This is a genomic window from Pelobium manganitolerans (assembly GCF_003609575.1).
Lineage (GTDB): Bacteria > Bacteroidota > Bacteroidia > Sphingobacteriales > Sphingobacteriaceae > Pseudopedobacter > Pseudopedobacter manganitolerans.
This window is the reverse complement of the sequence record NZ_MBTA01000023.1, coordinates 238,172-250,778: the sequence shown is the minus strand read 5'-3', so window position 1 is coordinate 250,778 and position 12,607 is coordinate 238,172. Positions and strand designations below refer to the sequence as shown.

Below are 12,607 nucleotides of genomic sequence, written 5' to 3'. Positions count from 1 at the left end.
AATAATAAAAAAGCTACATTTGCACTCCCAACAACGAATAAACGGGATGTAGCGTAGCCCGGTATCGCGCCACATTTGGGATGTGGAGGCCGCAGGTTCGAATCCTGCCATCCCGACTAGATACCAGTCAGAATGAATCAGAAACCCGCAAATCTCACGATTTAGCGGGTTTTTTGTTTTTTTATCGTACCAATCAAACCCAAAGTATATCAATGTAGTTGTGAGTAAAACAGTGAGTAAATTTTATTGTTTATATTTACTCACTGAAACCTATATAAATTACTGACTATCAATAATTTATATCATTTATTTTAGTGATTTTTGATAGGATTTGCTAGCCTTTTTGGTGAGTAAATTTTAACCAAAACACCAACTAAAAACAAACGACATCAAAATGAATTGATATAAAAATGAGAAATATTTCGACAGCAAATTTTTGGCCTCAAAACTAGGAAAATTGAATATCTGGTGAGTAAAACAGTGAGTAAATTTTATTCATTCATTTTTACTCACCAGAAAGCACTTAAATATTTATTTATCAAACAATTATAACTATAAATTTAGCATTATTTTGAGGCGCTTTTAAGTGAATTTATGAGCTTTTTGGTGAGTAAATTTTGTAAAGAAACAGAGAACAACAAGAAAAACAATAAAATTCATTGATATGAAAACGAGAAACACTTTTGGAATTCAGTTCGTATTACGCGTTAGCAAGTCAGAGGAAACATGCGGTAGCGTTTTTGCCCGCATTACCGTGAACGGAAAACGTTGCGAGATTTCCCTGAAAAAGAAAATCGAAACCCTAAACTGGGACGCAGCGAAAGGCAAAGCAAAAGGGATAAAGGAAGAAGCCCGTAAATTAAACGACCATATAGAACGGGTACGAACTTTAATCAGCGATGCCTACTACCAATTAGTGCAAACAAAACAGATTATCAATGTTGATGCGGTAAAAGCCGAGTTTCTAGGCTATAACGATGATAGCGGTATGACTTTGTTACAGCTTTGTAAATATCACAATACAGAAATGGAAAACAAGCTTGCAAAGGGGACGATGAAAAATTACTATACCACCCAAAAGTATCTTGCACTCTTTCTAAAGCAGAAATACAGACGAACAGATATTTCGCTTTCGGAATTGAACTACAAGTTCATACTTGATTTCGAAAACTTTTTGATGACCAGACAACCAAAGGACCATCAGAAGAAGTTACATAATAACGGTACAATGAAACACTTGGAACGTTTATGTAAAATGAGCAACATGGCTTTGATGCTGGAATGGATGGACAAAGATCCTTTTGCCAGACACAAACTGCACTTTCAAAAAGTTGAGCGCTTTTTTCTGACTAAGGAAGAACTGAAAGCAATTGAAGAGAAAAAATTCACCATCGAAAGATTAGAAGCTGTAAAAGATCTGTTTCTTTTTAGCTGTTATACGGGTTTGGCTTATATTGATACCATGAACCTGGGCAAAGAAAATATTCTGAAAGGAATTGATGGCGAGGACTGGCTGATGACAAGCCGACAAAAAACAGATACCGACGTCCGGATTCCGTTATTACCAAAAGCTTTGGCACTTATCGAAAAATATAAAGACCATCCCAAAGCGGAATATCAGGGAAGATTATTCCCGGTTATTTCTAATCAGAAAATGAATGCTTATCTAAAGGAAATAGCTGACGTCTGCGGAATTCAAAAACCGATCACTTTTCATATTGCCAGACATACTTTTGCGACAACGGTTACACTCAGCAATGGTGTGCCAATCGAATCTGTGAGTAAGATGTTAGGGCATACTTCTATTCGTACAACCCAAGTTTATGCCAAGGTGGTTGAGAGTAAATTGAGTGAAGATATGAAACAGTTAAAGTTGAAGATGGCGACTGGTTAAATCTAGTTTGTCTTTACGATTAAGTGGTCGGCGGACCTTGGTGTTATCAGAATCGAGTTGATCGCTTTTGGATTTAGGTTATAATAAGCTTTCACGATTTTGGAAAAGAAATAATTTGTAAGTATCTAAAAGTAAAAGATTATGAGTCTTCTAGCCTAACCGCGGGAGTGTAACCTGAACTGTGTCAAGATTTAAATTAATGCTTCTCAAACCCCGTTATTTTCTTTGAGAACTCTGTCACCAGATTTAATATATAATTGTGAAATGACCAAGCCGCAAGTACAGCGTTTTTTATCGTCTCAAAGTAAAACTCAGCAGTTTGTTTCCTGCCTTTACCTAGTCCCACCAGTATCCTGAGTACTCGGATATAGTAATCACGTTTGTCGCTTAGGGTCTTGCGGCTCTCACAAATCAGCCAATAAGTTTGAATCGCAAGTTTTGCATGAGCAAACTTATTGCGTTTGTTTACTTGGAGAATATCCAAGAAGAATGCCCTGATATACAGATTGTTGATTCTCGGAGCAATATCTTCCAAAACCGCGAGTGTTTCCTGACCCGGCTTGTGGTCGTTGATATCTTTGGCTTTGGAGTTGGGGTTGAGCAATGCAAGTTTTAAAACAACATCCAGGTAAGTAAATATCACCCGTTCGAGTTCTGGCAATTCCAGTCCCTCTAATAACGCCTCGGTTTTTAGCAGGATAAGTCCTAACCGGTCGCCTGCCGTAAAGTATTTATTGATGATTTCATCTGCATCTGTCATGTTATTTTTGATTAAAATCCCTTTTAGGCCCTGTTAATTTTCAAGTAAGAACATTTGGTAGAGAAGATGATTGATGTTTATATGGCCGTTTCGTATGCTATCCCCGTTATATTGCTGAATAACTTCTAAAGGAATTTTAACACCAACATAGACATTCCGGTAACCCACCTAAATATTGCTCAAAACTGTCAACATGATTTTGCGCAGTTACATCCACTACAGAAATGTCCCTTAAATTAAACCCATGAAGTATGTACCGATCAGTGGCCTTCGCAAAACCCTCTGCATATTCATAATCATTTTCTACAGAAACAATTTGAGCATTTCCATAACACCTACCAGCAAGAAATTTTTCGTTTACTAACTTCTCATCCACATAGACTAAATCGTATTGTTCCGCCTTATTTTGAAACCAGAACCAAAAATTATCTCTTTGTTCAGTTGGTATAATTAATGTTTCATGGTCAGCATTTGTGCTGAAATCATGTATAATGTGATTTAATGTATCATCTTCAATCATCTCTAATCACATTAATTGTTAGGTATTCTTTATTTCTATTGCCTTATTAAAGCCACCCGAAAAGGTATTTTCGTCATATATCTCCAAAGGCATATCCGCCTTAGGCATCCATACTCTTCCAAATTCAATTGCAGCGGCTATCGGCATTGCCGGAAAAATGTGTAGTGGCGTTGTTCCGCCATGAATGGATTTGATCTCGTTCAATAGTTGACGTACAACAACGCTAAAATCCTCTAGGTGTACTTTATTCTTCAAATAGTCATTAAAAGGAGCAGGTATCGTGATTGTATAGATCGAACAGTCCTCACCTATGACAGATGTTATTCTATCACTAGTAACTGTAGCACTGAGAGAAATATTTAGCGCTACAATTGGATGTAATTTTTCGGGTTTGGTCACAGTATATGCTACCTGATCTTGGTCATCAGATAAATTCCAAGTTTTAGGTGACCGTACTGGTTGGTGCACTTCAATAGTCTGTATATCATTTAAGAGTGTTCCCAGTTTTATTAATAAAGGCATTGGCGCAAACGCAAATAGAGAAAGATGACTGATTTCATTTTTTCTTAGCTTTGATCTTAATTGCTCGTTAAACTGAGTTTCTAAATTCTCCATTTCGGCTTGCCAAAAGGTGGCATTTTTATCTCGTTGTGGACTATTACTTAAACTAAGATCAATTGCCGAAGCTTGTGCCGGATAGTGGTTAGGCAACAGATATTCCCTGACCGATTCGTATGTTACAACAGGCGTGTGAACGCCGACATTTGCTTTATAAGTAATAATATAACTTTGCATATCATAGGCAATATCAGTAACCTTTTCAATACGATCCTCGTGCTCTTTTTTCATTTCCAGAAGCAAAGATTCTGTATGTCCGGCTACATCATCCTTATCAATTTTACGATGATGAGAATCGCACAATAACATTAGGTTTGTAATATCCTGTTTCAACAATGGTGATCTTACCTTGTCTCCCCGCGGGCCATCAGGTACGTCTGCAACTATATGTGCTATGTAAGATTGATTATATTCACCTTTTGTTAATGCGTCAATAAATAAGGATTTATTGCATCCTCTATATTGGCATCTACCGGCAGACTTACCCCATAAAATGAATTTTACAGGTTGTGGGATGTACGATACGCTCATAGTATTTATTTATTAGTTTGAGCACTTCGCTCTAATTCTTCAATTTTGGGCTGATTTTTAAACGGGTGTACACCTCCGCCTTTCCAATCGTTGTCCGTACCAAGCCATATTTCATAGTGATATAGCCATTCATAAGTCCACCAGACAATAGTTTTTGCAAGTGGCATCGATGAGTTCCATTGCTTTCCGTCAGGATAGTAAAGGCAAAGCCTTTGTTTCTCCTGGTCGTAAACATGCGGCAATCTTTTTGCACCTCTCGCCAAAGCAAGGGGTTTTGGATTAAGCACGTAAACTTTGGGCGATGAACCCAATTCATATACCATTTTTACATTATACTCGTCCCCCAAAGGCGAAGGTCTTAAAGTGTAATGCCAGGTTAACCTTTTGTCCATTGAGGTTACGACTGTTGAATCTGGAAACATATTTCGCAACAGTCCAGCTTGCGCACTTATGGAAAAGGGTTTAACCTTACTCGCCATAAAATGTATGCGGTTTTATGGTGGCTGTTCCAAGTGTTGAAACACCTATCTTGGCAGCAATTTGATTGTTGCCGGATTCTGTAAGCATACGCGCCTTTTCACCAATATCGCTAAATGTCTTCCGAACCAGGCTCTGTCCCAATGATTTCTCGAATGATTCTTGAATGCGATGTACACCTATTTGACTCGTTGCCTCTGCAATGTCTTTCTGAACTTGTTTAAGCCACTTAAAGAAGTTCTCTTGCCTTTCTGGATGATCTACCCATTTATCAGCAAAATTCTCCTCTGAATTGATAGGGTTCTCTACCCATTTAATCATTTTATTATGCTTTTCAGAAAACTTGTCTTGTATGAAGTTGGGTATCGCGGCAACCACATTAGCCAAAGCATCCAAAATGTTAGCTTCTTTACTGTAAGCTCTTGCGGCGAGAGTAGTAATTATAATTGAGATAGGTTTATTTTCATCCCCATCAAACATTAAATCTCTATGTCTTTTGAGAATCTGAACGACCCTTTGAAGTGGAAGCCTTTCTTTTGAATAAGTAGGAATAGGCTGAATTGCCTCGCTAAATAATTCTGCCTTAATAATATCTAAGCTCGCCTGATTAAAAAACCATCTTGCATATCCAAAAGGATTGCTCTTTAACCATTTGTGATGGTCTGTTTCCGTTGTATAATTATCCTCAGTGTTATCAGTTATTCTCAATGCTAAAGCATTGGCCTCCGCTTGATCTGTGGCTGAAAACGCTTTTTCCAAAAGGATTCGGTACCCGCTATCAACAATACTCGGCAAAATATCTAAATGATAGTTTGCATCTTCTGAATAATCCAAAGTCCAACACCTTCTGCCGTCCGGCTTCCGTAACATTTTTTCATAGGTACCGTGTGCCTTTAATTGATCTCCCACTACTTTTTTCAAATCAAATTGCGTCCAAGAATCTTGCTTACCAACAAGTTGACAAACTAAATCCACATCTAAGTCATCATCTTCATGAATTGGCTGAATCATCGTGCCCAGCATAAACGATCCCTGTGGTAGGATTTCAGGGCTATATTTTCCTAATGGTGAATCATACTTTGCCAGGTGAAGCCCAACAGCATCATAGCTTTTAGCTACTGCATTATGCTGTGTTTCGCTTATATCGAGATTCTTTCCAAGTTCCTCTAATATTTCGTTAAATTGTGTTTTTTGTTCGGTTGAAAGCATACTTGATGGTTTATAATTGAATCTGTATTCTATCAAAAAAGTTACCAAGTAGCTGTTTTCGGCCAGTTTGTCATAAAAACAAGCAAGAAATTATTAATCTAGACAAAGAGTCTGACATATAGAGGATTACGCATCCGTTAAATACCGTAAATGACTCGGTAATTTCGGCGGATTTGCCTTAGTATAATCGTTGACATTTGAAAGCTAGTGATTTTTCGCTAAAAGATTCTAAGTCCTCAATTCTGACTACACTATTATGAAGCAAAATTGCTCTTCTAGGTTAGAAAAGCAATTTTACGAACGTTTAAGTTTTGCTCCGTTACGTATTTGTTACGGTTTTTTTAATCCGTAGACTTCAATCAGGGTGTTCAGTTTGATTGTCAGCTCCGGCAGCAAGTTGGATTACATAGCCAACCATGAAAGCATCGATCATAGAAAGCGCATAATCGCGATCGATCGGCAGCCTATCTGGGGTCAATATATCTTCATCGATAAATTTCTCCGCATCCCACAAAGACCGGGTCAATTCAGGGTTGTCAGGTTCGATGCGACTAAAGACGCGCTCGAATGACTGATTTGCTGCTTTAATAAATTCTTCTCTGTCATTATCAGCTAGAGGGAGTGAGGAAATTTTTGCGGTGGGGACGCCTAATATAGCATCATCTTTTTCCCATTCAATTTCAGTCTCATCGTCTTTAGACAGTCGATAACCATCGTAATAGACGTCTTGTTCCCCCTCGATAAAAACTTCTGTAAAGATTTGCAATCTAAATTCATCATCAAGCTTTACTTTGTTTTCGGTTTCAATACGCGAGACATATTCTTTCCAATCCCGCACTTCAACCCTCTCCATGTTGGTATACAATAGAATAGACAACTCTATTTTGGCCGGCGATGCTTTTGATAAGTCAGTCCATTTGTCCAGTCCGCACAATTTCGCAATCACATGCTGGGCATTCCCTAATTTGAAGTTTTCCTCGTTAATGTTGAAATTATCTACGAGCAAGTCGATCTTAAAAAATCTTGGATCGTACTCGTACACGTTACGCCGCAGTTTCGGATTGAACGAAGAGGTTTGAGTTTTGAAATCTTTGTGAAGATTTTTTGCTTGGAGTTTTAGATACTCAATAGGTGTCATAATACATTCCTGTTTAGACCTACTTAATTATCCTGGGTATTTGCGTTCGTAATCTTGTTTGGATAATAAGCAGGCAGGTTTGCATTATTAAACAATTAATTGGCTGAATAGATCTTTGCACGAACGGGCATGCTCGCCAACAAGCATGCACAATTATCGAAAAAAAATTCTTAATGTCAATACCTAAATTCAGTTTACGACAGTGTTTGGATATTTCTCGCGTATGGGTTTCTATTATGGTTTTTAATGACAACAAACACGACGTTCTTTCGAGGGAATGAACATCCGATTTAGAATTTTAAAATGATATGATCGGAAGATAAACAAGCTATTGTGTAACTTTAATCTTCACTTAATAGTTACCGTTGCTATGAATACAGATTTTATGACGTTTCTTGAAAAGTTATCACCTGAGGATCGGGATACCTTGATCGGCATTTCTTAAAGAATCTAAAAGGAGAACCGACCGAACCAATCTTGATTAGAAAAACTTTAAAATCTCGAACCAAGGCACTGAAGAAGAAATTAGGCAGCGGATTGCTGACGTGTATGGTGTCCCAGTGGATCAACTTCCACCTATGGATATAAAATCAGAATTTGCAAGGAACCGGAATAATTGGATGCAAGTTTCTGAACTTATTGCACCTTATGAGGCATTTCTAAATGGTCAGGCCCATACAGGCGCGGATAAATTTGAAGAGTTGACAGACATGGGAAGGTTTATTGTAGCTTGGCCAGACGAGTTGGATTTGATTGTCCCAGATGAACCGTTGGAGTACCCGGACTTTATAGTCAAATCCTCTGAAACAACAATTGGCATTGAACGTACTCGGCTAATAAATCCAGCGTTAAAAGCTGCTTTCAACAGTGCAAAACAACTAATAACAGAAGCGGAGATTATTTTAAAGAATAGAAACCTCGACTACAAACGTACAGTCAACATTTTTATTAATTTTTCTAAACCTGTTATTAACGAGAGTAATCATGAATCCCTCGAAAGCAACACTTAAATCAATGACCTATAGCCTGGAAAAACAACTGGCTGAACTGATGCAACTGGAAACGATGATTTTTGCGCGGTTAAACGTGTAATCCTCTTAATCTTGAATAACCGCTACAAGCGGTGCCTGATGTGGGTAATTTTAAAATCTACACTATAGCCTTTTGTTTGGGTTGTCCAAAGCTCTTTTTTGACAGATAGTTTTGCAAGGTCATTATTACTGATGGCATGCTTTGCCTTCACTATTGCATTTTTGATTTTATCCGGTAAAGGGTTGCCAAATACACCTTGGTGAACCAGTTCCGAAGATTCCAATAATTGCATTAGGGATGCTGCATTATCGATAGTTCCGTTGAAGACTTTTAGTCCGATATGAAGTTCAGTTGCTATTAATTGTTCACCAAGCACCATGTAAGTGATAGTATCCGAAAATACAGGATCGTCAGTCAACTTAAAAGGAAACGAAATCGCACAAAATTCTTCATCAATAGTGTTTCGGTAGCCGGGCGTTTCAATGCCCTTAGCAACCAACAAATCTTTTACTTGATAAGGAGACCATCCAAGCCCCTCGTTAACAGTATGCGGGTTTTGTTCTGCATCTTTCAGCGTTTTAACCGAGCTTATCGCTTGATCGATTTCTTCACGGGTTTGTAGGTTCTTGGTAAAAACTATTCTTTTCCAACGCTCCATGCCGTCGATGTCGCCGTTAAAGCGAATCAATGCCTGCAACATCGCGTAATTGTAAACACCTGGCAGTTTAAACTGTCTTTTCATAACCACAAAGGCTGTTTCGTAATGCGTGTACATGGCAATGCCATACAAGACCGGAAGAAAAAGCAATGATAAGGAAATCGGCATAATAAACTGTATTAGCGTCAACCTATTAAGAAAGTCCGAATAATGATAGAAAAGGTGGAAGACAACCGCGGTTAGTGATAGCAGCCCTAATAAATTGAGTATGCCGTTCATTAGTTTATGCACCTGTCGATGTTCTGGTTTCTTATCACTGTATGCAAGCATCCCGCCAATAAACACCGCAACCGGCACCATCAAAACTTCAATCCACCAGTCAAATGTATATAATCCAAATATATACTCAAATATGATCGAAAACCCTATCAGAGGTCTTACTACCTGCTTTACGAACTTTTGGAAGCTGTTAATTTTTGCAGCGTTGTACATTAATGGCAAAGCGACAAATAAAAACCACATTACCGTGTCCTTAACCAGCGAAGCATCCCAAATCTTGACTTTATATAACGCCCAGACAAAAAGCGAAACATGACTCAAAGCGATCAAGTAGGCATACAGGAAATGCTTGCAAAAGAATGCTTTTACCAGATCAAATAAGGATGATCGATTCTTGCCGGAAAATAAAAGAACTATCAATAGTAGCGATCCCCAAATAAGATAAGCAATTTCCCTAGTGTTAAACATAATGAAATGTGTGAATAGTAAAACAGATAAATAAGCGCATCTCTTAAGCTAAAAATATTAGTAAAAAAGTTGTTAATTAGATCTATAAAAAGTTAGCATTATGATACAAAGTTCTGCAAAAGGGTTATAACGTCTTATCAATAACATCGGAGAGTCGAACTGCGGGAAAGGTTTACAAACTCATCCCACCATGCATCAAAAATTCAGCTCCAGTAATGAAAGCAGATGTTCATGATTCATGAACATTCAAATTTAATGAACGCCATTTCTTTTAGAAGCGTTAATATCGGTCTTTTTTAATTTCCAGAATCCAACTGAACGATGAACTTTTTTTAAAAATAGTGCGCAAATGCCCTTTTAGGAAATACTGAACGGAGGTACGGAGTGAAGTTTTTCCTGTGTGCAGGCAAAAGCGGGTGAAAGAATAAGTGAAGCCTGCGGAACGGATGAAAAAACCTGCGTTTGCGACGGGCTTTTTCTCTCAAGGTTTAAGTCTGATGAGACCGATATTTCCTCTTCTTCCTTTTACCCTGATAAAACTCCTTTTGCTCTGCAACCGAATCAACTTTCAGCAGGCTTTCCAATAAACCCTCTTTCGAATTGCTCATGAAAAAGTCGCTGAAAAACGCCGGGGTTCTTTCCATAGAAATTTCTTTAGCCAGTTTGAAGGCAAGCGGTTTCGCGTCTGGATTAATGTCGACACCTTTTTCCAAAACATCCAATTTTTCTTTCTGCTGTAAACTACCATTCTTCTGAATCATCGCGTAGCTCGCTGTTTCTTTGAACGCCCGCTTGAAATCAAATACGTTATTAAATAGCTCCTCTCCACACTGTTTGAAAGCTACCCGATTAAACTGACCCAGTTTTTTCGAATGGTTTTCGTTTTTTCCTCTGGAAGTATTCATCGGGCTAAGCTTGATTTTATCCGTGATATCCTTTCGGCTTACGATGATCTGGATGTGCATCTGCTCGCCGTCCTTCTTCTCACCGCGTTTGCGCTCTCCGTTTTTTACCTCTTTATCCGTATGGTTGAAATATCTGAAATTCTCCAATTTCCCAAACCAGAGCAGATCGCGGTTGCTTTCTACTCCGGGACGTTTGAAGTTTTTGGCATATTCGTCCATCACCTTCTCCGCATATTTCTTCAGTTCGGCTTTTGCGCCTTGGTCTCCAAATTTCTCCAGCAAATGCCGGATCTCTTTTTGGCTGGGACTGATGTTGACCAAGAAAAATTTCGCATCTGCTTTACCGAGTTTGGAAACGTTGTTATCTAACGCTCTTCGAACCCCGTAAGCTTCTGCGGTTTGCTGCTGAGAACTGGACCACCTTTCGGGAGCATCTTTCAGCTCTTTCCTGTTTTCCTTTTCCAGATACTGCACTAAGCTACCGCTACTTCCTTTGTTGCTTCCTTGTGTCGTGATGTTGATGTGCATTTCAGAGCATTTTTATATTGGCTATTGTTTTTTGAAAAAGCTCCGCTTTATCTTTCGCCGAAGTCATCATCCCAAAAGCATCTCTAGCGTCCGCATAACTTTTCAGGATATTTAGAAATTGCACTTTCAACTGTTCTTTGGTGCTGAGGCTTTGGTTTATTTTTACCATCAGTCGTCGGTTTTCTTCGCATTCTTTTTTCTGTTGCTCCTGATACGCTAAGGTTTTATGGTTTTGCGCCAATATGTCTTCTTTAAAATAATTTGCCACAAGCTGTAAACCTTTTATCATTCGGTCTGCATCGCGTTTGATGGGAATCAGCAGTTCACTTTCCTGAGTCTTGATGAACCCGATATAATCTCTATGGTTTCTGAGCAATGTGTTTTTTAAGAGCTCGTCGCTGATGTCTTTTGGATCTTTCTTGCTCGAATAAAAATAATCTACCATCTGGATAAATGTTTCCAGTTTGGTGCGACCTAGTTTCATCGCAATTTTCTTGATTTTTTCGTCCGTTTTCACGGGAAATCTTATCGTTTTCTCATTCATGGAATTTGAGTTATGATAGTTAGAATTAAGTAAGCCAGTATACTGTGGCGTATACTGATTTGTCCGTTTCCAAGGCGCACTGCCAGCAGAGTATCCCCGGAGGATACTTTCAACCCCCTCAGTGGTAGCTTAGGGCAAGAAAAGTAGGGCTCTGCCCAACTTCCGCTTGCTCCTTAAATAGGACCGTTCGCTCCTTAAATAGGACCGTTCGCTCCTTAAATAGGACCGTTCGTGGAAACAGTTTGTGGAAAATCAAAGCGCAATTATTCAGACGCTCCATTGCCTTCCAATAAGCTGATGATGTCGGCATGTTTGTAATAAAGAGAGCCACCGATTTTTGTAAATTGTAAGGTGCCGTTTACACGCAGTGTCTGCAAAGTTCCGGGTGAAATGTTCAGCATTTTACGCACTTCATAACTTTTGAGCCATTCCTTTTTCGCCTCAAATTTCCCGGGTCTGATGATCTTGTGGATTTCGGTAAGCAGTTCAGCTTTGAACTGAGAAAGGTCTTCTTTAGTGAGGATTTCTACTGACATAATTTTTGTTTTTCTTTGGTTGTTAAATAGATGATCTTTTTTAATTAATCGACGATAACATATTTTCTCATGTTAATAACGCTGTTAATGTTCTCCAAAATTCGTGACTGTTTTTGGATAAACATCACAACCTCTACCTAAGTTGTGATGTTTTTTTATCGCTTTTCACAAGCCTGCTCATGAGAAAAAAGATTCCCAGAAACTGGCTTTTACAAAGTTAAAAAGAATGGATGGGTTTTATCCTCTATAAAATTTGTAGTGGATGCTAAGGTATTTCGCAGTAATTTACAGCTATAATTTTCTTGGTTTTTGTGGCAGCAATTTTAACACAATAAACCGTACAGCCTCAACCGAAGTCGTAATCTTTTTTGTTATTATTTCAACTTTTTCAGAAGTTTACTTACTGAAACGGGCATTAAAGCGATAAGAAACGAATCAATTTTCGGCCTACTTAACGTGTGGTGAATAATTTGGCGTGATTTAGGACTTTTCTGCTAAACCTACTATTTC

The 12,607-nt window shown here is 38.5% G+C and carries 12 protein-coding genes and 1 tRNA gene; 3 read left to right on the top strand and 10 right to left on the bottom strand.

Annotation, left to right across the window (positions count from 1 at the left end; all coding sequences use genetic code 11):
- Nucleotides 1–42 precede the first annotated feature (42 nt).
- A tRNA-Pro gene (locus BCY91_RS09725) sits at nt 43–116 on the top strand.
- 548 nt (nt 117–664) lie between these two features.
- A complete protein-coding gene (locus BCY91_RS09720) occupies nt 665–1,894 on the top strand; it encodes a site-specific integrase (protein WP_120181752.1) in 1,230 nt (409 codons plus the stop codon).
- A gap of 196 nt (nt 1,895–2,090) precedes the next feature.
- Here BCY91_RS09720 and BCY91_RS09715 read toward each other — a convergent pair whose 3' ends face one another.
- The 6 genes from BCY91_RS09715 to BCY91_RS09690 all read right to left on the bottom strand — a co-directional run bounded on the left by BCY91_RS09715 (nt 2,091) and on the right by BCY91_RS09690 (nt 7,147).
- Nucleotides 2,091–2,654, bottom strand: coding sequence for a DUF7380 domain-containing protein (locus tag BCY91_RS09715; protein ID WP_120181751.1), 564 nt, complete (start codon nt 2,652–2,654; stop codon nt 2,091–2,093).
- A gap of 136 nt (nt 2,655–2,790) precedes the next feature.
- Nucleotides 2,791–3,174, bottom strand: a complete 384-nt coding sequence (locus BCY91_RS09710) for a hypothetical protein (RefSeq protein ID WP_120181750.1) — start codon at nt 3,172–3,174, stop codon at nt 2,791–2,793.
- 18 nt (nt 3,175–3,192) lie between these two features.
- The gene (locus BCY91_RS09705; RefSeq protein WP_120181749.1) at nt 3,193–4,323 is read right to left on the bottom strand and encodes an SAVED domain-containing protein; all 1,131 of its coding nucleotides are present in this window, start codon (nt 4,321–4,323) and stop codon (nt 3,193–3,195) included.
- A gap of 5 nt (nt 4,324–4,328) precedes the next feature.
- On the bottom strand, nt 4,329–4,715 hold the full coding sequence (locus tag BCY91_RS09700; RefSeq protein ID WP_120181867.1) for a hypothetical protein: 387 nt from the start codon (nt 4,713–4,715) through the stop codon (nt 4,329–4,331).
- Nucleotides 4,716–4,791: 76 nt separating this feature from the next.
- On the bottom strand, nt 4,792–6,009 hold the full coding sequence (locus BCY91_RS09695) for an SMODS domain-containing nucleotidyltransferase (RefSeq protein WP_120181748.1): 1,218 nt from the start codon (nt 6,007–6,009) through the stop codon (nt 4,792–4,794).
- Between the two features lie 355 nt (nt 6,010–6,364).
- On the bottom strand, nt 6,365–7,147 hold the full coding sequence (locus BCY91_RS09690) for a hypothetical protein (protein ID WP_120181747.1): 783 nt from the start codon (nt 7,145–7,147) through the stop codon (nt 6,365–6,367).
- Between the two features lie 578 nt (nt 7,148–7,725).
- Here BCY91_RS09690 and BCY91_RS09685 point away from each other — a divergent pair.
- Nucleotides 7,726–8,157, top strand: a complete 432-nt coding sequence (locus tag BCY91_RS09685) for a hypothetical protein (RefSeq protein WP_147387931.1) — start codon at nt 7,726–7,728, stop codon at nt 8,155–8,157.
- Nucleotides 8,158–8,261: 104 nt separating this feature from the next.
- Here the strand turns inward: BCY91_RS09685 and BCY91_RS09680 are convergent, their stop codons facing one another.
- The 4 genes from BCY91_RS09680 to BCY91_RS09665 form a co-directional block, all read right to left on the bottom strand.
- Nucleotides 8,262–9,584: a hypothetical protein gene (locus BCY91_RS09680; RefSeq protein WP_120181745.1), complete on the bottom strand. Its 1,323-nt coding sequence runs from the start codon at nt 9,582–9,584 to the stop codon at nt 8,262–8,264.
- A 488-nt stretch (nt 9,585–10,072) separates the two neighbouring features.
- Nucleotides 10,073–11,017: a DUF5712 family protein gene (locus BCY91_RS09675; protein WP_120181744.1), complete on the bottom strand. Its 945-nt coding sequence runs from the start codon at nt 11,015–11,017 to the stop codon at nt 10,073–10,075.
- Nucleotide 11,018: 1 nt separating this feature from the next.
- Complete coding sequence (locus tag BCY91_RS09670) at nt 11,019–11,561, bottom strand: BfmA/BtgA family mobilization protein (RefSeq protein WP_120181743.1); 543 nt, start codon at nt 11,559–11,561, stop codon at nt 11,019–11,021.
- Nucleotides 11,562–11,824: 263 nt separating this feature from the next.
- Entirely contained in the window at nt 11,825–12,097 is a 273-nt protein-coding gene (locus BCY91_RS09665) for a helix-turn-helix domain-containing protein (protein WP_120181742.1), read from the bottom strand.
- Between the last annotated feature and the right edge of the window lie 510 nt (nt 12,098–12,607).

Bases quoted from the DNA above. Each gene is read 5' to 3' on its own strand.
- BCY91_RS09695 (WP_120181748.1), bottom strand. From the start codon at position 6,009: ATGCTTTCAACCGAACAAAAAACACAATTTAACGAAATATTAGAGGAA.
- BCY91_RS09720 (WP_120181752.1), top strand. From the start codon at position 665: ATGAAAACGAGAAACACTTTTGGAATTCAGTTCGTATTACGCGTTAGC.
- BCY91_RS09680 (WP_120181745.1), bottom strand. From the start codon at position 9,584: ATGTTTAACACTAGGGAAATTGCTTATCTTATTTGGGGATCGCTACTA.
- BCY91_RS09670 (WP_120181743.1), bottom strand. From the start codon at position 11,561: ATGAATGAGAAAACGATAAGATTTCCCGTGAAAACGGACGAAAAAATC.
- BCY91_RS09665 (WP_120181742.1), bottom strand. From the start codon at position 12,097: ATGTCAGTAGAAATCCTCACTAAAGAAGACCTTTCTCAGTTCAAAGCT.
- BCY91_RS09675 (WP_120181744.1), bottom strand. From the start codon at position 11,017: ATGCACATCAACATCACGACACAAGGAAGCAACAAAGGAAGTAGCGGT.
- BCY91_RS09700 (WP_120181867.1), bottom strand. From the start codon at position 4,715: ATGGACAAAAGGTTAACCTGGCATTACACTTTAAGACCTTCGCCTTTG.
- BCY91_RS09690 (WP_120181747.1), bottom strand. From the start codon at position 7,147: ATGACACCTATTGAGTATCTAAAACTCCAAGCAAAAAATCTTCACAAA.
- BCY91_RS09705 (WP_120181749.1), bottom strand. From the start codon at position 4,323: ATGAGCGTATCGTACATCCCACAACCTGTAAAATTCATTTTATGGGGT.
- BCY91_RS09710 (WP_120181750.1), bottom strand. From the start codon at position 3,174: ATGATTGAAGATGATACATTAAATCACATTATACATGATTTCAGCACA.
- BCY91_RS09715 (WP_120181751.1), bottom strand. From the start codon at position 2,654: ATGACAGATGCAGATGAAATCATCAATAAATACTTTACGGCAGGCGAC.
- BCY91_RS09685 (WP_147387931.1), top strand. From the start codon at position 7,726: ATGGATATAAAATCAGAATTTGCAAGGAACCGGAATAATTGGATGCAA.